The following is a 21319-nucleotide window of genomic DNA, read 5'->3' as shown; positions in this document are numbered from 1 at the left end:
TATGCGAAATTATTTTTCGCATTGCAGAATTTAAACCGGGAGCACAGCTCCCCTAGCTATGGATGGAACTGTCATGATTGCTGTTGTTCAGGATCTCAAAGACAGCGTCGGCGTCGAAATCGGTCTCTCTTCCTGGATCACGATTGACCAGCAGATGATTGACGCCTTCGCAGCCGTCACCGGCGACTACCAATTCATTCACACCGATCCCGAGGCCGCCGGGCAAACCGCCTTTGGCGGGACAATTGCGCATGGGTTCCTGACCCTGTCTCTGTTGCCCAAGATGATCGAGGAATGCGTGACTCGTCCCGGAACGCAAAGCACCGGTGTCAACTATGGCCTCGACGATGTGCGCTTTGTGACGCCCGTCCCGGTCGGCGCGCGCATCCGTGGGCGTTTCGTGCTGAATGACTATATCGAACCGCGCCCCGGCGTGCGCAAGCTCTGCTGGGATGTGACCGTCGAGATCGACGGTCAGGATAAACCGGCACTTGTCGCGAAGTGGCGCTCTTTGCGCGTTGAGCGCAAAAGCTGATGGACGCGGGCCGCGCGAGGCCCGACACTAAACCAGATTCATAAGGGAGGAGGACCCCATGCGGGAAGCCGTTATCGTTTCAACCGCGCGCACGCCGATTGGCAAAGCCTTTCGCGGTGCATTCAACAACACTCAGGCACAGGCCCTGATTGGTCACGCCGTAAGCCACGCTGTCTCTCGGGCCGGGCTGGACGGTTCGGAGGTGCAGGACTGTGTCATTGGCAGCGCCCTGCAACAAGGGTCAACCGGCGGCAATATCGGGCGTCAGGCCGTGATCCGCGCCGGGCTTCCGGTCTCCATCGCAGGCATGTCGCTCGATCGTCAGTGTGCAAGCGGCATGATGGCAATTGCCACTGCCGCGAAACAAGTCGTGCATGACGGGATGGATGTTGCGATCGGTGGAGGCGTGGAATCGATCTCTCTCGTCCAGAACCAGAACATGCGCGCCGACCGCGCACGCGACCCGTGGATCAACGAGCATAAGCCTTCGCTCTATATGTCCATGCTCGAAACCGCCGAGATCGTGGCAGAGCGCTACGGCGTCTCGCGCGAGGATCAGGACGCCTATGCCCTGCAATCGCAACAACGCACCGCAGCCGCGCAGGACGCAGGCAAGTTTGACGATGAGATCGTGCCGCTGACGACGTCGATGGGCGTCATGGACAAGGAAACCAAGGAGATTTCCTTCCACGACGTGACGCTCGAGAAGGATGAGGGCAACCGTCCCTCGACCACGCTTGAAAGCCTCGCGGGACTGCAACCGGTATTCAAGGACGGCCAGAGCGTAAAGGAAGGCCAGAACATCACCGCGGGCAACGCATCGCAGCTCTCGGATGGTGCCTCGGCCAGTGTCATCATGGAAGCCTCGCTTGCCGAGAAACGCGGGCTGGAACCGCTTGGACGCTATGTTGGCGTCATGGCCGCCGGTCTGGAACCTGACGAGATGGGCATCGGCCCAATCTATGCGGTGCCGAAACTCCTCGAGGCCCATGGGCTCAAGATGGACGATATCGGCCTTTGGGAGCTCAATGAGGCCTTTGCCTGTCAGGTGCTGCAATCGGCGCGGGTTCTGGGCATCCCGAACGACATCCTGAACGTCAACGGCGGGGCGATCTCTGTCGGCCACCCCTATGGCATGTCCGGAGCTCGCATGGTGGGTCACGCCCTGATCGAAGGCAAACGACGCGGCGCGAAATACGTGGTCTGCACCATGTGCGTCGGCGGCGGCATGGGGGCTGCGGGGCTTTTCGAAGTCCTCTAAGCTGCCATGTTGAAAACCAAAACGCCCCCGCGAAACCGCGGGGGCGTTTCTTTGCCTAGGGCCCAGATCAGGCCGCGTAACTTTGCATGACCTCCGTCAGGCATTGGTCCGTATCGCCAAGCTGCGCGTCCAGCATGACAAGGCGCTTGCCGTAGTGCGAGGCGGCATATTCCCATGTCATCGCGATCCCGCCATGCATTTGGATGGACTCCTCGGCCACAAGACGTGCTGCACGTCCAACGAGGTTCTTGGCCATCGCGGCCTTGAGCGACGCGTCCTCATCCCCAAGGCTTGCCGCCGCGCTAATCGTGATCGAACGTGCCTGCTCGATCTCTGTCAGCAGATCCACAGTTCTGTGCTGCAGAACCTGAAAGCTCCCGATCGGGCGCCCGAACTGTTTGCGGGTCTTGAGGTACTCGAGAAGGATCTCATAGTTCGCTTCCATGGCACCGACAGCCTCGGCACAAAGCGCCAACCTTCCCGCTGCGACGGCGTCGGCCACTGCGGCTTCTGCGCCTTCGACCAACAAAGTCGCCGCGGTTTCCTCGAGCAGAACCTCGGCAGCACCGCCACCGTCAATCATGCCGTAGCCGACCACGTTGACCGCGCTGCCCTCGACCGAAAAGATCGCGGCCTTGCCATCAAGTTTGGCAAGGACAAGAAGCACATCCGCGTCCTGCCCGCCATAAACCGCGCTCTTGCGTCCGTTGAGCACATAACCATCGCCCGACGCCTTGGCTGTCGTCTCGATCAGGTCGAGATCATAGGCGGCGTCAATCTCGCCAAGCCCAACGGCATAGCGTGTTTCACCGCTGACCAGCGCCTCCATATCCGCGCCAGCAGCCCCAAGAAGGCGCGCCGCGAGAAGTGTTCCGAGGAACGGTTCCGGACAAAGCGCCCGGCCCAAAGCCTCAAACACCACGGCGATATCGAATCCCGCGCCGCCAAAGCCACCCTGCTCTTCCGGCACGAGCGCACCAGCAATGCCAAGTTCGACCATCTCGGTCCATTTCGACGGATCGTGAAACGGCGCTTCATAGGCAGCCGCATTGCGAGCTTCGATCCCATATTGGTTCGCGAGATAGCGGTTTAGTGTATCAGCCAGCATCTGCCGGTCTTCTGTCAGATCAAAATGCATCTCAAAGCTCCAACATGGTCTTGGTCAGGATATTGCGCTGAATCTCATTCGAACCACCGAAGATCGAGGTCTTGCGGTTGTTGAAATAGCGCGCCGCGTTATTGGCGGTATCCGGCGGCGAAAGCGCGAGATTGCCATCGGTGATCGCACCGGGGAACGGCGCCGCCGACGGACCAAGCGCCCGGCGGGCGAGGTCGCGCAATTCCTGATTGATGACGGTGCCCTTGATCTTAAGGATTGAGGTTTCCGGCCCCGGATAGCCCTGTTTCTGCGCTTGGTAGAGCATCCGCAGGTTGGTGATCTTCATCGCCTCGAGGTCGATCTCTGCCTGAGCGACCCGTGACGCAAAGAGAGGATCCTCGATCAGCGGGCGCCCATTCCGGCGTGTCTTGCGTGCCAAGGCCTTGACCTCTTCAAGCGCCTGCATCGAAACACCGATACCCGCGATATTGGTGCGCTCATGGGTGAGCAGGAACTTGGCGATGGTCCAGCCTTGGTTTTCTTCGCCAACGAGGTTCTCGGCCGGCACACGCACATCGGTAAAGAACACCTCGTTGACCTCATAACCGCCTTCGATCAGGCGGATCGGGCGCATCTCGATGCCCGGCGTATCAAGGTCGACGAGGATAAAGCTGATGCCTTCCTGTGGTTTGCCTTCGAACTTCGTCCGTACAAGGCAGAAGATCTTGTTGGCGAACTGACCAAGGGTCGTCCAGGTTTTCTGGCCGTTGATGACATAGTCATCGCCATCGCGCTCGGCCCGCGTCTTGAGCGAGGCAAGGTCTGACCCGGCGCCCGGCTCGGAATAGCCCTGACACCACCAATCTTCGGCAGAAAGAATGCCCGGAAGCACCTCTGCCTTTTGGCGGTCATTCCCGAATTTCTGGATCACCGGGCCAAGCATCGCGAGACCGAACGGCACGATACGCGGTGCGTGGAACCGATTGCACTCCACCTCAAAGATATGGCGCTGCACCGGCGTCCAACCGGGACCGCCGTATTTTTCGGGCCAGGTTGTCGCGAGCCAACCTTTCGCCGACAGAATGCGATGCCATTCCTGCATCATCTCGCCGGTGAGTTCGCCCCCAGAACGCACAGCTGCCGCGATGTGATCCGGCAAGTTGTTTTCGAGGAAGTCGCGCACTTCCGCTTCGAAGGCGCGCTCTTCCGATGAGTAAGACAGATCCATATCAACCTCCCTTGTTGATGTCGTCAAAGCTCTTGCCAGTCTCCGCCATTTTACGAAGGATTTCCGGCACTTGCCAATAGTGGGCGTCTTCCTTGGCGTAGGTCTCGATGCGGCGCACGAGCTCTTTGGCGCCGATGGTGTCGGCATAGTGCAGTGGACCGCCGCGGAAACGCGGGAAACCATAGCCAGACAGGAAGACCACATCCACATCCACAGGACGCAGTGCGATGCCGTCTTCGACAACGCGGGCTGCCTCGCTGATCATCGCAGTCATATACCGGTCGACGATCTCCTCGTCGGTAAAGCTGCGCGGCGTTACACCGGCCTCGGCTCGCTCCTCGTCGATGATCTTTGCAACCTCCGCGTTCGGATGCATGTCGCCCTCGTCATAGACATAGTAGCCCCGTCCGGTCTTGCGGCCATACCATCCGTTTTCACAGATGCGATCCGCGACCGCCCCGGCATAGCGTTCCTCCGCCGAACGCGTCGCCGCCTTCCGCTTGCGGGTCATCCAACCGATGTCGAGCCCCGCCAGATCGCCAACCTTGTGCGGCCCCATGGCAAACCCGAACGCCTCGAGCGCATCATCCACCTGCTGTGGCGTCGCCCCGTCGAGGACGAGATAGGAGGCCGTTTTCGAGTAGTGGCCAAGAATCCGATTGCCGATGAACCCGTCACAGACCCCGGCACGCACACCGATCTTCTTGAGCCGTTTGGCGAGGGCAAAGCCGCTCGCCACAACTTCTGGTGCCGTCTTTTCGCCAACAACGATCTCGAGAAGCTTCATGATATGGGCCGGTGAAAAGAAATGCAGACCGATCACATCCTCGGGGCGCGACGTCTGCGCGGCGATCTCGTTGATATCAAGATAGGACGTATTGGACGCAAGAATTGCGCCTTTCTTGCAGACCGCGTCGAGCTTGGTGAAGATCTCTTTCTTGATCTCCATCTGTTCGAACACGGCCTCGATCACGAGGTCCACATCGGACAAGGCGGCAAGGTCCGTTGCACCGGTCAACTGTGCCAGCATTTGATCGCGCTGGTCTGCGCTGAGTTTGCCGCGTTTTACGCCGCCCTCAAGGTTCTTGGTGATCGTCGCGATGCCACGCTCAAGCGCGTCTTCCTTCACCTCGACAAGCGTGACCGAAAGCCCCGACATGAGCGCAGAGGTCGCGATACCCGACCCCATCGTGCCGCCCCCGATCACGCCGACCGCATTGATATCGCGCGGCGTGGCCTTTTTCTCAGGGATGTTGGCGACGGCGCGTTCGCCAAAGAAAGCATGGATGAGGCCCGCGCGTTGCGGCGTGTCGAGGCAATCCATGAAGGCCTTCCGCTCGATCTTGAGACCTTCCGAAATCGGACCGGTCGACGCGGCGATGGCCTCGATGCAACGCTGCGGTGAGACAAGGTTGGGGAACTTGCGTGCCACCATCTTGCGCGCTTCTTCAAGCGCGGCGTCATCCGGTGTCGTATCGATCAGGTCAGTGCGACGCGTCTTGATCTTTCCATCAAGCGCATCTTGCCCGGCGCGGAGCGCGACATCGCGCGGCTCGCCGTCTTCGAGCGCATCCAGTAGCCCCATGCCAAGCGCTTCTTTCGCGGCAACCTGTCGACCCGAGAGGGACATGTCGAGTGCGACGGGAATTCCCGCGAGGCGTGGCACGCGTTGCGTCCCACCTGCCCCCGGCAGCAGTCCGATCAGCACCTCGGGAAGACCGATCCGAAGCCCCTTAATCCCGACGCGCGCATGGCTTGCCAACGCCACCTCAAGACCACCGCCAAGCGCAGTGCCGTGCAACACACAGACCACCGGGATCTTGCTTTGCTCCATTTCGTTGAGAAGATCCGGCAGCGCGGGCGGCATCGGCGGTTTGCCGAACTCAGTGATATCGGCCCCAGCAATGAAGGTGCGGCCAGCGGCATATAGCACGATGACCTTGGCTGATTGCGCGGCGTTGATTTCTGCCACCGCGTCCTGAATCCCGCGGCGCACATGCACGCTCAGCGCATTGACTGGCGGATTGTCCACACAGACAAGGGCGATATCTCCAACGATTTCCGTGGTGACGGATATGATGTCCTGATCCTGCATCTCTCTGGATGTCCTCTCTTACTTGTTCGTTCCATGATCCGCCTCAGCGGATCGTTTCTCCACCGTCGGCCACAATGGTCTGGCCGGTCACATATGCCGAAGCGTCGCTCGCCAGGAATAGCGCAGTACCTGCGATGTCTTCCGGCTTACCGATGCGGCGCAACGGTGTTTGCTCTTCTACCTTCGCAAGCCGCTCTGGATCCTCCCAAAGCGCGCGGGCAAAATCCGTCTTGATGAGGCCGGGCGCAAGGGCATTGACGCGAATGTTCTTTGGTCCCCACTCTACAGCGAGGTTCCGCGCAAGGGCAGCCTCTGCCGCTTTCGACATCCCGTAAGCCCCGATCACGGGGTTACCCCGGATCCCCGCGATAGACGACAGGATGACCACAGCGCCCCCGCCCTGCGCCTCCATGTGCGGCAAAGCGAAGTTGCAAAGCTGAAAGGTCGATCGCACGTTGGTCGCCATGATCTTGTCAAAGGCTTCATCCGATAGGGATGACATGGGGCCGTAGACGGGATTGATCGCGGCGTTGCAGACAAGGATATCGACACGTCCATACGCCTCGATCGTTTTGGCCACCAAAGCCTCTAGAGCCTCCCTATGTCCGATATGACACGGAATCACCGTTACCTCGCCGCCCCCGGCGCGAATGGCCTCGGCGACCGGGGCACAAGCTTCCTCCGACCTGCTCGAGACGACAACCTTAGCGCCCGCCTCGGCGAAGGTCTCTGCGATCGCGCGGCCGATCCCACGGCTCGATCCTGTGATGATTGCCACCTTGCCTTTCAAATCGAACATAGAGCCCCTCCCTTGGCGTCCATCGCGCCCGCCTCCAGACGAGCATCAAACATCTTGATTGTGTGTTTTGCAGTGTGGACAAAGCGAGTCAACTTTTGCAGAATTTTTTTTCGCAAAGCGAAATAAGGACGCGACGTCCTTTTCGCAGAGCGGAAAATTGCTGGCGAAGGAACGCGTAAACCACTAGGAAGCGCCGACAACGCGAGCCGGTGAATCGAAGTGCACAATGTAAGGAGTGCGTCCATGCGGAAAAGAACCGGAGACAGCGGCGAGTCGGATGCGGCCACGGGCGACCGTCAGTTTATCACCTCTCTGCATCGTGGTCTTGAAGTCCTGCGTGCCTTTCGCCCCGAAGATCGTGTAGGACTGAGCAATGGAGATATCGCAGATCGAACTGGCCTGCCGAACTCCACGATCTCGCGCCTGACATACACACTGCTCAAAACCGGCTACCTGCTCTACGACAAAGAAACTGGCCGGTATCGCATGGGGGTTCCGGTTCTGAGCCTTGGCTACGCCTGCCTCAGTGGCGTGCCCGTACGCGATGCCGCGCAAGGATACATGCAGGAGCTTGCCAACGAATGCGGAGAGGGGGTGCAGGTCGCGCTAGGTGGTCGTGTCGACTACACCATGACCTATATCGCCGCAGCGCGCTCCCGCTCGGTCATTTCATTGCAACTCGATGTCGGGTCGCGCATTTCCCTTGCCCGCTCAGCCATGGGGCGGGCCTATATTGCGGCGGCGCCTGAAGAGGAGAAGACAGAACTCCTTGAAGGGATTCAGAAACGCTATGACCCTGCACTCTGGCCCGCCATTCACGACGGGATCAAACGCGCAGAAGACGAGATCGCTACACGCGGATTCTATGCCAATATCGGTGAATGGCAGTCCGGCGTGAACGCCGTCGCCGTGCCGTTCCAAAGCAAACAGAGCAATGCGCCCCTGCTTTCCTTCAACCTCGGCGGACCAACGACCTATCTTGACGAGAAAGATATGCTCGACTCATTTGGTCCTATGCTGGTTGAAATGGTGGCCACACTACGCCAAAGCGCCATTTGAACACGCGGCTAAGGCTGGGCTAGGTCCGAACGGGCCTTGGCAAGGATAGTGGCGATTTCTTCAAAGAGCGCTTTTCGTGCCGAGGACGACCGCCACACAAGAACGACAGTTCGTGGGCAGGCATCCGGCAGGGGCAACAAGGCCACACCGGTATTCCGTGCAACGCCCCCATCCAACGAAAGATCCGGCAACAGCGTGATACCAAGCCCTTCCGACACCATCGCGATTAGGGTGGGCAAGCTGGTTGCGGCAAAACTCTCATCTTGCTGCAGGTCGCGATCGGGAAAGGCCGCGAGGGCATGGCGCTGAAGACAATGCCCCTTTTCCAGCAACATGAGCTTTCCACCTTCAAGTTCGTCCGACGCCGAGGCCGCGCGCTCTTCGGCCCATGACCGTGGCACCGCGAGGTGATAGCCGTCCTCGAATAGTGGTCGCACCTCCAAGGTTCCAACATCGAAGGGCAATGCGATCAACGCCAGGTCGAGGCGCCCCGAGACCACGCCTTCGATCAAACTCTCAGTCATTTCTTCGCGCAGGTAGATGTTGAGCTTTGGAAATTGGCTGCGCAGCACCGGCAGGGCCGACGGGATCAGGTAGGGGCCGATTGTCGGGATCGCCCCCATGCGTAGATCCCCTTCGTCCACATTGAGGTGCGCTTCTGCGATACGCTCAATATCCTTCGCACCTAGCAAAAGCGCCCTGCCCCGCCCAACGATCTCTTCCCCCACTGGAGTCAACATCACGCTACGGCGCGTGCGCTCCACGAGCACAACCCCGAGCCGTTCCTCAAGCTCCTTAATGCCTGCACTCAACGTCGGTTGAGTCACGAAACATAACTCCGCCGCGCGGGAGAAGTTAAGCGTGTCAGCGACGGCCACCAGAAAGCGAAGTTGTCGAAGGGTAATCATTATAGCCTTTCTCTATTATTAATATCTTTTTAATCAATTTCACCAAACGCCGACAAGCATCTATCTCTTCTTCATCGAAACGCACATAGATGGAGACACACCGATGACTGACGTTATCCAAGCACAGGGGCCGCGCCTGAATGAAGCTGCCCCGGCCTTCAACGCACCGACCACCGCGGGCCAGAAGACCCTCGAAGACTACAAGGGCAAATGGCTCATCCTGTTCTCGCATCCGGCCGACTTCACCCCGGTTTGCACCACAGAGTTCATCGCTTTCGCCAAGAAGCAGGATGATTTCAACGCCAGTAACACCGAGTTGCTTGGCCTGTCGATTGACAGTCACTACAGCCACATCGCCTGGATGCTGAATATCAAAGAAAAGTTCGGCGTTGAGATCAATTTCCCGATCATCGCCGACCTGAACATGGCGGTGGCGCAGGCCTACGGCATGATCCAGCCCGGTGCATCCGATACCGCCGCCGTGCGCGCGACCTTCATCATCGACCCTGAGGGCGTGCTGCGCGCCATGGTCTACTACCCGATGAACGCGGGCCGCTCGGTTGACGAGATCCACCGTCTTCTGGTCGCTCTGCAAACCGCGGACGAGAACAAATGCGCGATGCCGGAAAACTGGAAGCCCGGCGACGAGGTGATCGTGCCGACACCCGCGACGCCCGAGGCCGCTCTGGCCCGTGCGGACGAAGGCTATAACACGGTCGACTGGTATTTCTCGACCCGCGCACTCTGAGCCATCTGGGTGGCCTCCACGGGCCACCCACCCTTCCCCACATCTTTCGGAGACACGATCATGACCACCAAAGTTCAAAGCAATATCAACAGCCTGAAGACCATTCTTGGCGAAACCTTCCGCCTTTACGTCCAAACGCACGGCTATCACTGGAACGTGGAAGGACCGGAGTTCCGCCAGCTTCATACCCTGTTCGAAGAGCACTACACCAACCTCTGGGGCGCACTTGACGAGATCGCGGAACGCATCCGGGTTCAGGGCGCTTATGCGCCGGGGTCGGTGGCGGAGTTGATGGCGTTGGCCGGGGCTGAGGCGGAGCCCGCGCAATCGGCGGCGGACATGATCGACAAACTGATCTCGGCCCACGAGGCGATTGCAGACAGCATTCGTGCGGGCATTGAGACCGCCGGAGAGGTCGGAGACGAGGTCTCAGCCGGGCTCCTGACGGACCGCCTTGAATGGCATGAGAAAGAGCTCTGGATGATGAAGGCCAGCAGCCGCTGACACACATGCCTGAACGGCCGCAACGCCGTTCGGGCCTGCCGCTGGAAGATAAGAAAGGACACCCCATGAGTACCCCCATCGTCAAACCGTTTTGGGATCAGGCGACCGGAAGCTGGCAATATGTCTTCCATGATCCCGTCACCATGAAAGGCGCTATTATCGATCCCGTGCTGGACTTTGACCCGCTTGCCGGAGCGACCGCAACGACGAACGCTGAGCGCCTTCTTGCCTATGTCAGAAGCGAAGGGATCGAGATCGTCTGGATCCTCGACACCCACCCCCATGCCGACCATTTCTCGGCCGCGCCGTGGCTCAAGAAGAAGCTGAGCGCGCCGACGGGGATCGGTGAACGGGTCACAGGTGTTCAGAGTCTCTGGCAAGAAATTTACAATCTTCCCAAAGACTTCCCGACCAACGGCACGCAATGGGATCACCTTTTCAAGGACGGCGAGCGCTTCATGGTGGGCGAGGTGCCGGTGACGGTCATGTTTTCACCGGGCCACACGCTGGCCTCGATCACCTATGTCGCGGGGGATGCGGCCTTCGTGCATGACACGCTGATGATGCCCGATAGCGGATCGAGCCGGGCGGACTTTCCGGGCGGAGATTCCAAGGCGCTCTATAGCAGCATTCAGGCCATTCTCGCGCTACCTGAGGAAACCCGAATTTTCGTTGGCCACGACTACGCACCGAAAGGGCGGGCGGCGGCGTGCGAGGCAACCGTGGCAGAGCATAAAGCGGCGAATATCCACTTCTGTGAGGCCCCGTCAGAGGCGGCCTACCGTGCGGTGCGAGACGCGCGGGATGCAACGCTGCCTTTGCCAAAACTGATGCTTGCGGCGTTGCAGGTCAACATTCGCGGCGGGCGTGTGCCGGAACCGGAAGACAACGGGCAATCTTATCTGAAGCTGCCACTCAACTACTTCCACTCACGGAACGATTGTTGAGGCAGGGAGGGCCGGTTGTGTGGGGCAGCCGGCCCTTTCTTTTTGCCAGAAAACAGGGGTCTGTATCACGTCGGTATTACGTCGGTATTGCGGTGGTGCGGAAATCGGCCCTCCCGATCTAGCCGCGCATGACCTCACGCAGCAGTTTCGGCAAATCACGGAGGCTCGGGCGGTGTTGAAACCGGGTCAGGGCCTTGCCGATGCGGCGCTGGTTCTTGTTGGTGATGAAGAAAGGTGGGCGCGGCATGAGGCTAAGCTCGCGACTGAAAAAGCCGCGCGGGAACGGCGCCCACGGCATACGGACCACGGTGCGCTCGGTCTCTTCGAGCATGAAGGCATTGTGGACGACGCCCGTGCCGGATTGGATGTCCTCCGGCGTATGGCCGGGGAAAGCGCCCCACGGGGCGGTCGCGATGAAGAAGCCGAAGCCGCACCAGCCGTTGATGGCGATGGTCCCGTAGCGGAGCTCGGCGATGATATCTTCGAACCTCCGCTGACCGATCTGGCGCAGCGTGGTGGGGTGGATCAGGATATTCGCCCCGAGCGTGCCCCAGAGTTCGTCATTGGCATAGGCGATCGCCGCGCGAAGATAGGTTTCAGTATCCGGCGCAGGCAGTTCCTTGATCCCAAGCGCGGGGCCGAAGACCTCGGCGCGGTGGTTGTGATCGTCATCGCCGAGCGTCCCGAGGACCACCGGTGGTGCATTGCTACCTCGCTCGACCTTTTCGACAGTGTCGAGATGGGCGGCATATTGCGCGATCCTGTCCTCCGTGCCGGGATACCATGCCGGGCGGCGCGAGGTCGCGAGGACAGATTTGACCGCGTCGAGCAATGCCGCGCCCTTGTCCCAGCCTTCCGGCATTACGAGGGTCTGGCACGCAATGCAGTTATGTCCCGAATTATGGAGCTTCATCGAGGCGATGCTCTCGGCCTGATAGGCGACATCGGCGGCGGACCACGGCCCCGGCACGACGAGGGTCGGGCTGACGCAGCCAAGCTCGGAAGAAAAGCGTTTGGTGTTTTTCGGTGTGCCGGCGGCGCGGTTCTTCGCGCCCTCCTCGCCCATGCCCCAGACAATCGCATCGTGGGTCTTGTCAGAGCCAGTGATGTGCAACTCCTCGACCAAGGGGTGATCGCAGAGGTAGCGTCCGACGTCCGCCCCGCCCCGGACGATCCGCAGAGCGCCTTTGTCGATCAGGGGTTTCATCGCGGTCTCGAAGAACGGGGTCAGGTCGTCGTTGACCGGGTTCATCTTGAGGATGACGACCTGATTTTCCACGAGAAGCTTGTAGAGCACATCGAGCGGTGTGATCGAGGAGACGTTGCCAGCGCCAAGAACGAGGGCCACGGCCCCCTCGCGTTCCGTTTCAGGCGTCTCGTAGAGGCGGGCAGCTTTGGCGCGGATGGTGTCGGGCGTCTCTCCGGGGCGCATCCAGACCTCGGCACGCACCCCCGGCAGGAGCAGTTTGTCGCGGGCGGAGGTCGGCATGACCTGCACCGCCGTTTGTCCGTTCGGAAGGCCGCGCATCGTCAGGCGAGAGAAAAAGCCCTTGCCCGGCATGTCGCGCAGGGTTCGGATATAGGCGTTAAGGCCTTCCATGGTGGCATAGGGGCCTATGATCCAATCCTCGCCCGCAATTGGCGTTTCGGGATCGAGACCCTTTTCGCGCGCCGAAGTTTCGGCCCAATCAGCGGCGACACTCATGACACCGTCTTTCACCGCCCGCAGGAGGCGCAGGCGGTCAGATATCGAGCATTGCGCCCAGTCGGTCTTGGCGCGGTCGAGCTCTGCAAGCGCCGCATCCAGCGCAACGCGTGTCTTTTTGGGGAGCGGTTGAGCGGTCATCTTGGGCTCCTGAGGTGCGGGGACAGCCACAGGAAACCTCTTTCAGAGTAGATTGTCCAAGGCTCTGCGCCCTGCCGTGACGGAAGGGCGCAGAGACGGGCTTGAGATCAGGCGTCGGTCGCTTTCTTGGGCCAAAGAAGCGACTCCACCGTGTAGACGAGGATGGCCGCGCCGACCGCGCCGGCAACCGCGACGCCGAGGAGCACAATGACATCCACCGGCCCACCAATGTCGGCAAAGGAGGAATGGGTCATCGCCTGCACGAAGAGCACGGCAGCAATTGCGCCAAAGGGCATCGAAAGCTGTGCCCAGAGGAATTTGTGCCAACTCACGGAGCGGTCGCGGATCAGCACGTAGAGATAGGCCAGCGTGATGATCACGGCGGCCCCGACCATGACCCAGAACAGGCCACGGCCAAAGATTTCTTCGAAGACGGCGATCAGAGTGCCGAAGGTGAGATCTTTCATGGTTCTGTCTCCTTATGCCCGGCCACGCAGCATGGCGTTGTAGGTGGCCTTGAGCGCCACCTCTTTCATCAGCCAGCTGATCCACAGCTCTTCCAGCGGCGCGATGACGCCTGGGAAGGAGGGGGTCAGATCGTTGTTGTAGTCGAACTCGATCAGCATGGCGCGCCCGATCCGCGTAATCAGCGGGCAAGAGGTGTAGCCATTGTAGGAGGCGGTCGAGGATGTGCCCGCGATGTCGGCGACGAGATGCTCTTCGACAACCGGCACCTGCCATTTGACCGAGGCCGCGGTTTTGCCCTTGGGCACGCCCGCCACATCGCCGACGGCAAAAATATCGGGATAGCGGTTGTGACGCAGAGAGTGCTTGTCGACATCGACCCAGCCCTGATCCGCCCATTTATCGGCCCAGGCAAGGCCCGAGTTGCGCACCACATCCGGGGCGCGTTGCGGCGGGATGATATGGACATAGTCATAGTCCCGCTCCACAGGGCCGTCCAGGGTCGCAAAAGTCACGCGTTTGGCGCCTGCGTCTATGGATTGGACGACGTGGTTATAGGCGTGGTTGATGCCGCGATCGCCAAAGACCATGCGGATCTTCTCTGACACGATAGGCACACCGAAGAGTGACGCGTTATTGGCGAAATAGGTGATCTCGGCTTTGCCGCGTGCACCGTTGCGGCGCGCGATATCATCGATCAGAAAGGTGTGCTTGATCGGCGCACCGGCGCATTTCATTTCAGTGTTGGGGCGGGTGAAGAGGCCGACACCGCCTTCTTCGGCGAATTTGCCCGCTGCGGCCCATGTCTTCGCAGCATAATCAGGACCAGCGTAGAGAGAGCCGACACCGTCCTTGCCGATCATGTCCATCTCGAAGCCTTCGATGGACTCGTAGTCGAGCACGAGGCCAGTCGCGACAATGAGATAGTCGTAGCGCAGCACCTCGCCATTGCCGAGGGCGACGGTCTTGGCTTCCGGGTCGATATTGGCGGCCATCTCGGTCTTGAGTTCGACACCGCGCGGTAGCCAGTCCGTGGTTTGCGACACAGAGTAGCTCGCCGGTTTCAAACCCGCAGCAATCAGCGAGAAACCGGGCTGATACCAGTGCTCCTTGCGGCCATCAACAATGGTGATGCGGGCGCCGTCGAGGCGGCCCACAAGCCGATTTGCGAGCGCCGCCCCGGCCGCTCCTGCGCCGAGAATGACGATATGGGCCGTCGTGGCGATCTGCGCCTCGGCCTTCTGCCCGGCCCCGGCGGCGGCGAGCACGCCCGCGCCCGCAGCAAGCCCAAGAAAGCCCCGGCGCGTTGGTGTGAATTGCGTTTCCTTGGTCATGTGGTCCTCTCGAGAACAATCCAAAAGTCCCCCAGTTTAGGGAGGCATGTGCCTGAGCGCACACGCCGTACCTTTCAGGCCGTCTGGGTGTTTACGGCCTTTTCCAAGGTCGGTCGCCTCCTCCGCAGGACGGCTGACCGGATAACATACATTCAATAATCACTATTTGTATAAAATGGAAGACTTAACATGTTGACAAATTGGCACAGGGCAGCGCCTCGATGCCGCGCTGCAGCACCAAGGCGCAACACCCAAGACCCGCCTCAACCATGGCCACCGCTTCCAGTGAACCACAGGCGCAAGAAAATTACGTGACGAATCCAGTCTGCACAAAAAATGCCGTAATAAATTCAGAACCTTGAAGATGATGCGTTGTTAGCGCTCAAACTCGGCCAAACAGGTGTTTTTTTGCGCTTTGACGGTAGCCAATGGGTGTCAACTTGTCTATGCCACCCCCTGACTCGCAACGGCATCCCGCTTGCGCTCTCGCGGCCATTTCCGCATCCCCCGGACCGCCGCGCCTACGTGGCCCGGATGTCCGATATGCGATACATTGGCGTCAGCTATAGGGTCGAAGAGGCTAAAGAGAAAACTCAGGATATGCGGCAATTCAAATTGAAACGGGGTCTGGACCTGCCCGTCACGGGTGCTCCGGACCAGACCATTCACACCGGCCCCGCGATCACGCGGGTGGCGGTTCTCGGCAGAGACATCAACGGTCTCAAGCCCCGGATGAACGTGAACGAAGGCGACACCGTGCGCCGGGGTGATCCCCTCTTCGTACATAAAGACGCGGAAGACGCTCAGATCGTGGCGCCGATGAGTGGCAAAGTGGTCGAGATTAACCGCGGTGCGCGGCGCGTGTTGCAAAGCGTTGTGATCGAAATCAGCGATGCGGACGATACCGGCGTGGATTTCAGCGGTGTTGGCAATGCCGACAGCGCAGAGGGCATCACCGAGAAGCTCTGTGCCGCAGGTCTCTGGACCAGTTTCCGCACCCGCCCCTATTCCAAGCTCCCGGTTCCCGGCACCGCGCCGCAGGCGATCTTTGTCACCGCGATGGATAGCGAGCCGCTTGCAGCGGACGCCGCCGTCATCATCAACGAGGCCAAAGATGCTTTTGACGCAGGCCTTGCCGCCGTTGCCAAGCTGACCGAGGGCACGACCTATGTCTGTCAGGCGCCGGGCGCGGAGCTGACCGCGGTCCCAGGTGTCGAACTGGCCGCCTTCGAAGGGCCGCATCCGGCGGGCCTTGCGGGGACGCACATTCATTTCCTGCACCCGGTGACGGCCAACAGCATGGTCTGGACCATCGGGTATCAGGACGTGATCGCGATTGGCCGCCTGATGCTCACCGGGCACCTTGATCCGTCGCGCGTTGTCGCGCTTTGCGGCCCAGAAGCGACCAACCCGCGCCTTGTGCGCACCGTCATGGGCGCTTCGACCGAGGAACTCACCCGCGGAGAGATCGGCACCGATACACCGCGCGTCATTTCCGGCTCTATCCTTTCGGGCGACCAAGCAGAGGGGCCGTTTGCCTATCTTGGTCGTTTCGCGCGTCAGGTCACGCTCATCCGTGAGGACAAAGACAAGCACCCGCTGGGCTGGATCCGTCCGATGGGCAAGAAATACGCAGTGCAGCCGGTTCTGGCCTCGGCGTTTTCCAAGCGGCTCTTCCCGCTGACGTCGAACCTCAATGGCGGGCGCCGCGCGATGGTGCCGACCGGCACGTTCGAGACGCTCATGCCGCAGGACTTCCTGCCGACGCAGCTCCTTCGGGCGCTTCTCGTCATGGACACCGACACGGCGCAGGCACTTGGCGCGATGGAGCTCGATGAGGAAGACCTCGGGCTCGTGGGCTTTGCCTGCCCGGCCAAGTATGAATACGGGCTCGCGCTTCGCGACAGCCTGACCAAGATCGAAAAGGAGGGCTGAGCCATGGGATTGCGCAGCTTCTTTGAGCGGATCGAGCCGCATTTCGAAAAGGGGGGCAAATACGAGAAGTATTTCCCGCTCTACGAAATGGTGGAATCGCTGGTCTATACGCCAAAGAGCGTGACCACGGTCGCCCCGCACGCCCGTTCTTACGTGGATATGAAACGGATCATGACCTATGTCGTGATCGCGACCATTCCCTGTATCCTCTGGGGCATGTTCAACACCGGCCTTCAGGCCAACAGCGCCATTGCCGCGCTTGGCGAAGGCTCGGCCTCGGGCTGGCGGATCGCCATCCTGCAATTCCTCGGCATCTCGCTCGACGCAGGCAACCCGCTTGCGAATTTCGCGCATGGGCTGCTCTACTTCCTGCCGATCTACATCACGACGCTGGTCGTGGGCGGTATCTGGGAAGTGCTTTTCGCGACGGTGCGCGGGCATGAGGTCAACGAGGGCTTTCTTGTCACCTCGATGCTCTACACGCTCATCATGCCGGCCTCTGCGCCGCTCTGGCAGGTGGCGCTCGGGATTTCCTTTGGTGTCGTGATCGGCAAGGAAGTCTTTGGCGGCACGGGCAAGAACTTTCTCAACCCCGCGCTTGTGGGCCGGGCGTTCCTCTATTTCGCCTACCCCGCCAACATGTCGGGCGACTCGGTCTGGACCCCGGTGGACGGGTTCTCGGGCGCGACCGCGCTTGGCGTGACGGCGCGCGACGGTGTGGGCGCGCTGGCAGCGGAAGGGATCACATGGATGGATGCCTTCTATGGCACGATCCAGGGCTCGTTCGGGGAAACCTCGACACTGGCCTGTGCCATCGGCCTTGCCTTCCTGCTCATCACCAAGATCGCCAACTGGCGTCTGATCGTGGGCTGCCTTGGTGGGATGATCGCCTTCTCGGCCCTGCTCAACGTCATCGGGTCGGACAGCAACCCGATGTTCGCGATGCCGTGGCATTGGCATCTCGTCCTCGGCGGCTATGCCTTTGGCCTTGCCTTTATGGTCACCGAGCCGGTCTCGGCCAGCCACACCAACATGGGCCGCTTCATCTATGGCGCGCTGATCGGGGTCATGGTCGTCCTGATCCGGGTCATCAACCCGGCCTTCCCGGAAGGCATGATGCTCGCGATCCTGTTCGGCAACGTCTTTGCGCCGCTGATCGACTATTTTGTCGTGCAGGCCAACATCAAACGGAGGGCGCGTCGCCATGTCTGATACGCAAACGCCTGATACGCCGAAGGGGCCGATTGGCCGCTTTCTAGCCGCATCGCCGGATTCTGTCGGCAAGACCATCTTCGTCGCCGTCGCGATCTGTCTCGTCGCCTCGATGATCGTCTCGGTCGCCGCCGTGAGCCTGCGCCCGGTGCAGGAGGCCAACAAGCTACGCGACAAGCAACTCAACGTGTTGCAGGTTGCGGGCGTCTATGAGCCGGGGATGGATGTCGCCGCTGCCTTTGCCGACTTTGAGCCGAAAGTGCTCGAGCTGGCCTCTGGCGACTTCTCGGACCAGTTCGACGCGGCGACTTTCGATGATGCCGCCGCGGTGGATGACCCCGAGCTGAGCATCGCGCTCGAGAATGACCCGGCCGCGATTGGCCGCCAGTCGAAATTCCGCACCATCTATCTTCTCAAGGATGAGAGCGGCGCGCTCGATAAGGTGATCCTGCCGATCCGGGGCTATGGCCTGTGGTCGACGCTCTATGGCTTTATCGCCATCGAGGAGAACGGCAACGATATCTTCGGCCTGCAATTCTACCAGCACGGCGAGACCCCCGGTCTTGGTGCCGAGGTGGACAATCCGAAATGGAAGGCGCTCTGGAACGGCAAGAAGCTCTTTGACGAGAGCGGCGAGCTGCAAATCTCGGTCGCCAAGGCACAAGGGCCCGCCGGTCCCGAGCACCATATCGATGCGCTGGCCGGTGCGACCCTGACTTCGGTCGGTGTCGATAACCTCGTGAACTTCTGGATGGGCGATCAGGGATACGCCCCGTTCCTCGAGAAACTCAAAGCGGGAGAGCTCTGATGGCCCAGAAACGCAAAGAACTTCTCGTCGACCCGCTGGTCGACAACAACCCGATCACGCTTCAGGTTCTGGGGATCTGTTCGGCGCTGGCTGTGACGTCCTCGCTCAAGGTCGCCTTTGTGATGGCGCTTGCGGTGACCTTTGTGACCGCCTTCTCGTCGCTCTTCATCTCGATCCTGCGTAGCCAGATCCCGAGCTCGATCCGGATCATCGTGCAGATGGTCATCATCGCCTCGCTCGTGATCCTCGTGGACCAGATCCTCAAGGCCTATGCGTTTGAGATCTCCAAGACGCTTTCGGTCTTTGTCGGTCTTATCATCACCAACTGTATCGTGATGGGCCGCGCCGAGGCCTTTGCGATGTCGAACCCGCCGGGCGCGGCGTTCCTTGACGGGATCGGCAACGGGCTTGGCTATGGCCTTATCCTGATGCTTGTCGGTGTCATCCGCGAGCTGTTCGGGTCGGGCAGCCTTTTTGGCGTGACCATCCTTCAGACGGTGAACAATGGCGGCTGGTACGTGCCCAACGGTATGCTTCTTCTGCCGCCTTCGGCGTTCTTCGTGATCGGTCTTCTTATCTGGGGCTTCCGCACGTGGAAACCCAAACAGGTCGAAGAGCGTGAATTCAAAATTCAGACGGTGGAGGGGCACTGATGGAAGGGCTCATTTCGCTGGCCGTTAAGGCCGTCTTTGTAGAAAACCTCGCGCTTAGCTTCTTCCTCGGGATGTGTACCTTCATCGCCGTCTCCAAGAAGATTTCGACCGCGCTTGGCCTTGGTATCTCGGTCATGGTCGTGCAGGCCATCACGGTGCCGACCAACAACCTGCTTCTCACCTACCTCCTGAAACCCGGTGCGCTTGCCTGGGCCGGGTTCCCGGATGTAGACCTGACCTTCCTCGGTCTGATCTCCTATATCGGGGTGATCGCGGCGATGGTGCAGATCCTTGAGATGACACTCGATAAGTATTTCCCACCGCTCTACAACGCGCTGGGGATCTTCCTGCCGCTCATCACGGTGAACTGCGCAATCCTCGGTGGCTCGCTCTTCATGGTGGAGCGCGACTACAACTTTGCCGAAGCAGCGACTTATGGTGTCTCTTCCGGCTTTGGTTGGGCGTTGGCCATCGTGGCCATGGCAGGCGTGCGCGAGAAGCTCAAATATTCGGACGTGCCGGACGGGCTTCAGGGCCTTGGCATCACCTTCATCACTGCGGGACTGATGGCGATGGCCTTCATGTCCTTCTCTGGCGTGAAACTTTAAGGGGGCGTTGAACGATGGAAACCTTCACTCTCGGCGTTGCCCTATTTACGCTGATCGTTCTGGCGCTGGTGACGATCATCCTCGCCGCGCGCTCGCGTCTGGTCTCGTCTGGTAATGTCAACATCACCATCAATGGCGAAAAGACCATCTCGGTTCCCGCCGGTGGCAAGCTTCTGCAAACGCTCGCGGCGGAAAAGATGTTCGTCCCCTCGGCCTGTGGCGGCGGCGGCACCTGTGCCCAGTGCCGAGTCAAAGTGCATTCGGGAGGCGGGTCGATCCTGCCGACCGAGGAAAGCCACATCACCAAGCGCGAGGCGTCCTGTGGCGACCGCCTGTCCTGTCAGGTCGCGGTCAAGCAGGACATGGATATCGAAGTTCCCGAAGAGGTCTTTGGCGTCAAGAAATGGGAGTGCACCGTGCGCTCCAATGAAAACGTCGCGACTTTCATCAAGAACCTTGTTCTCGAACTGCCGGAAGGCGAAAACGTCAACTTCCGGGCCGGTGGCTATATTCAGATCGAAGCGCCGGCGCACAAGCTCTCCTACAAGGATTTCGACGTTGAGGAAGAGTATCGCCCGGACTGGGACAAGTTCAATCTCTGGCAATATGAGTCGACGGTAAGCGAACCGATCGAGCGCGCCTATTCCATGGCGAACTACCCGGAAGAAAAAGGGCTTATCATGCTCAACGTCCGCGTGGCCTCGCCGCCGCCGGGCTCGACCGGGATTCCTCCGGGGCAGATGTCGTCCTACATCTTCAACCTCAAACCCGGTGACAAGGTCACGATTTCCGGCCCGTTCGGCGAGTTCTTTGCCCGCGATACGCAAAAGGAAATGGTCTTTATCGGCGGTGGTGCGGGTATGGCGCCGATGCGCAGCCACATCTTCGACCAGCTCAAGCGTCTTGAGAACCGGGATCGCAAGATCACCTTCTGGTATGGCGCCCGCTCCAAGCGCGAGATGTTCTTTGTCGAGGACTTTGACCAACTCGCCGAGGAGTTCGACAACTTCGAATGGCACGTGGCGCTTTCGGATGCGCTGCCGGAGGATGACTGGAAAGGCTATACCGGCTTCATCCACAATGTTCTTTTCGAGGAATACCTCAAGAACCACCCGGCGCCGGAAGACTGCGAATTCTACATGTGCGGCCCGCCGATCATGAACCAATCGGTCATCAACATGCTCCTTGATTTGGGCGTGGACCGGGAAGACATCATGCTCGACGATTTCGGCGGCTAACAAAAAACAAGGGCGGGGATTTCCCCGCCCTTTTCAT

Annotated in this window: 20 protein-coding genes; 12 read left to right on the top strand and 8 right to left on the bottom strand. The window is 60.1% G+C overall.

Annotation, left to right across the window (positions count from 1 at the left end; translation table 11 throughout):
* Nucleotides 1-73: 73 nt before the first annotated feature.
* Together R1W01_RS02115 and R1W01_RS02110 are read left to right on the top strand one after the other, a co-directional pair.
* Nucleotides 74-535: a MaoC family dehydratase gene (locus R1W01_RS02115; RefSeq protein ID WP_243614185.1), complete on the top strand. Its 462-nt coding sequence runs from the start codon at nt 74-76 to the stop codon at nt 533-535.
* Nucleotides 536-593: 58 nt separating this feature from the next.
* Nucleotides 594-1796, top strand: a complete 1203-nt coding sequence (locus R1W01_RS02110) for an acetyl-CoA C-acyltransferase (RefSeq protein ID WP_297757446.1) — start codon at nt 594-596, stop codon at nt 1794-1796.
* A gap of 67 nt (nt 1797-1863) precedes the next feature.
* Here R1W01_RS02110 and R1W01_RS02105 read toward each other — a convergent pair whose 3' ends face one another.
* Genes R1W01_RS02105 through R1W01_RS02090 form a run of 4 tightly spaced genes read right to left on the bottom strand, consistent with a single transcriptional unit; the run spans nt 1864 to nt 7017 of the window.
* Nucleotides 1864-2934, bottom strand: a complete 1071-nt coding sequence (locus R1W01_RS02105) for an acyl-CoA dehydrogenase family protein (RefSeq protein ID WP_297757443.1) — start codon at nt 2932-2934, stop codon at nt 1864-1866.
* A gap of 1 nt (nt 2935) precedes the next feature.
* Nucleotides 2936-4123, bottom strand: a complete 1188-nt coding sequence (locus R1W01_RS02100; protein ID WP_243614182.1) for an acyl-CoA dehydrogenase family protein — start codon at nt 4121-4123, stop codon at nt 2936-2938.
* A 1-nt stretch (nt 4124) separates the two neighbouring features.
* The gene (locus tag R1W01_RS02095) at nt 4125-6218 is read right to left on the bottom strand and encodes a 3-hydroxyacyl-CoA dehydrogenase NAD-binding domain-containing protein (protein ID WP_297757438.1); all 2094 of its coding nucleotides are present in this window, start codon (nt 6216-6218) and stop codon (nt 4125-4127) included.
* Nucleotides 6219-6261: 43 nt separating this feature from the next.
* Nucleotides 6262-7017 carry an SDR family NAD(P)-dependent oxidoreductase gene (locus tag R1W01_RS02090; protein WP_297757435.1) on the bottom strand — a complete coding sequence of 252 codons (756 nt, stop codon included), beginning with the start codon at nt 7015-7017 and terminating at the stop codon, nt 6262-6264.
* 243 nt (nt 7018-7260) lie between these two features.
* On the opposite strand from R1W01_RS02090, the gene R1W01_RS02085 reads away from it, so the two are divergent.
* Nucleotides 7261-8076: an IclR family transcriptional regulator gene (locus R1W01_RS02085; RefSeq protein WP_243614179.1), complete on the top strand. Its 816-nt coding sequence runs from the start codon at nt 7261-7263 to the stop codon at nt 8074-8076.
* 8 nt (nt 8077-8084) lie between these two features.
* On the opposite strand, the gene R1W01_RS02080 is transcribed toward R1W01_RS02085, so the two are convergent.
* On the bottom strand, nt 8085-8984 hold the full coding sequence (locus R1W01_RS02080) for a hydrogen peroxide-inducible genes activator (protein WP_297757432.1): 900 nt from the start codon (nt 8982-8984) through the stop codon (nt 8085-8087).
* Nucleotides 8985-9087: 103 nt separating this feature from the next.
* On the opposite strand from R1W01_RS02080, the gene R1W01_RS02075 reads away from it, so the two are divergent.
* The 3 genes from R1W01_RS02075 (at nt 9088) to R1W01_RS02065 (ending at nt 11183) form a co-directional block, all read left to right on the top strand.
* Nucleotides 9088-9732, top strand: a complete 645-nt coding sequence (locus R1W01_RS02075; RefSeq protein ID WP_317275021.1) for a peroxiredoxin — start codon at nt 9088-9090, stop codon at nt 9730-9732.
* A gap of 60 nt (nt 9733-9792) precedes the next feature.
* A complete protein-coding gene (locus R1W01_RS02070) occupies nt 9793-10236 on the top strand; it encodes a Dps family protein (RefSeq protein ID WP_297757427.1) in 444 nt (147 codons plus the stop codon).
* A gap of 65 nt (nt 10237-10301) precedes the next feature.
* On the top strand, nt 10302-11183 hold the full coding sequence (locus R1W01_RS02065; protein ID WP_297757424.1) for an MBL fold metallo-hydrolase: 882 nt from the start codon (nt 10302-10304) through the stop codon (nt 11181-11183).
* A 118-nt stretch (nt 11184-11301) separates the two neighbouring features.
* Here R1W01_RS02065 and R1W01_RS02060 read toward each other — a convergent pair whose 3' ends face one another.
* The 3 genes from R1W01_RS02060 to R1W01_RS02050 form a co-directional block, all read right to left on the bottom strand.
* Nucleotides 11302-13029 (bottom strand): aldehyde dehydrogenase family protein, encoded by a 1728-nt coding sequence (locus R1W01_RS02060; protein ID WP_297757421.1) that lies wholly within the window; start codon nt 13027-13029, stop codon nt 11302-11304.
* Nucleotides 13030-13136: 107 nt separating this feature from the next.
* Nucleotides 13137-13496: a DUF5368 domain-containing protein gene (locus R1W01_RS02055; protein ID WP_243614173.1), complete on the bottom strand. Its 360-nt coding sequence runs from the start codon at nt 13494-13496 to the stop codon at nt 13137-13139.
* A gap of 12 nt (nt 13497-13508) precedes the next feature.
* On the bottom strand, nt 13509-14828 hold the full coding sequence (locus R1W01_RS02050) for an FAD/NAD(P)-binding oxidoreductase (protein WP_297757418.1): 1320 nt from the start codon (nt 14826-14828) through the stop codon (nt 13509-13511).
* A gap of 600 nt (nt 14829-15428) precedes the next feature.
* Between R1W01_RS02050 and R1W01_RS02045 the strand changes: the two genes are divergently transcribed.
* The 6 genes from R1W01_RS02045 to nqrF are packed head-to-tail and all read left to right on the top strand — an operon-like array spanning nt 15429 to nt 21282.
* The gene (locus R1W01_RS02045) at nt 15429-16763 is read left to right on the top strand and encodes a Na(+)-translocating NADH-quinone reductase subunit A (RefSeq protein ID WP_243614171.1); all 1335 of its coding nucleotides are present in this window, start codon (nt 15429-15431) and stop codon (nt 16761-16763) included.
* Nucleotides 16764-16766: 3 nt separating this feature from the next.
* Nucleotides 16767-17975: an NADH:ubiquinone reductase (Na(+)-transporting) subunit B gene (locus tag R1W01_RS02040; protein ID WP_297757415.1), complete on the top strand. Its 1209-nt coding sequence runs from the start codon at nt 16767-16769 to the stop codon at nt 17973-17975.
* The gene (locus R1W01_RS02035; RefSeq protein WP_297757413.1) at nt 17968-18783 is read left to right on the top strand and encodes a Na(+)-translocating NADH-quinone reductase subunit C; all 816 of its coding nucleotides are present in this window, start codon (nt 17968-17970) and stop codon (nt 18781-18783) included. Before R1W01_RS02040 ends, R1W01_RS02035 begins: the two co-directional genes overlap by 8 nt.
* Nucleotides 18783-19436: an NADH:ubiquinone reductase (Na(+)-transporting) subunit D gene (locus R1W01_RS02030; RefSeq protein ID WP_297757411.1), complete on the top strand. Its 654-nt coding sequence runs from the start codon at nt 18783-18785 to the stop codon at nt 19434-19436. Before R1W01_RS02035 ends, R1W01_RS02030 begins: the two co-directional genes overlap by 1 nt.
* Nucleotides 19436-20044, top strand: a complete 609-nt coding sequence (nqrE, locus tag R1W01_RS02025; protein ID WP_243614167.1) for an NADH:ubiquinone reductase (Na(+)-transporting) subunit E — start codon at nt 19436-19438, stop codon at nt 20042-20044. Before R1W01_RS02030 ends, nqrE begins: the two co-directional genes overlap by 1 nt.
* A 14-nt stretch (nt 20045-20058) precedes the next feature.
* Nucleotides 20059-21282 carry an NADH:ubiquinone reductase (Na(+)-transporting) subunit F gene (gene nqrF, locus R1W01_RS02020; RefSeq protein ID WP_243614166.1) on the top strand — a complete coding sequence of 408 codons (1224 nt, stop codon included), beginning with the start codon at nt 20059-20061 and terminating at the stop codon, nt 21280-21282.
* Nucleotides 21283-21319 lie beyond the last annotated feature (37 nt).

It is taken from the genome of Shimia sp. FJ5, from assembly GCF_032918335.1.
GTDB classification, from domain to species: Bacteria; Pseudomonadota; Alphaproteobacteria; order Rhodobacterales; family Rhodobacteraceae; genus Shimia; species Shimia aestuarii_A.
The sequence above is the reverse complement of the archived record's forward strand: the minus strand, read 5'-3'. Positions and strand labels throughout refer to the sequence as shown.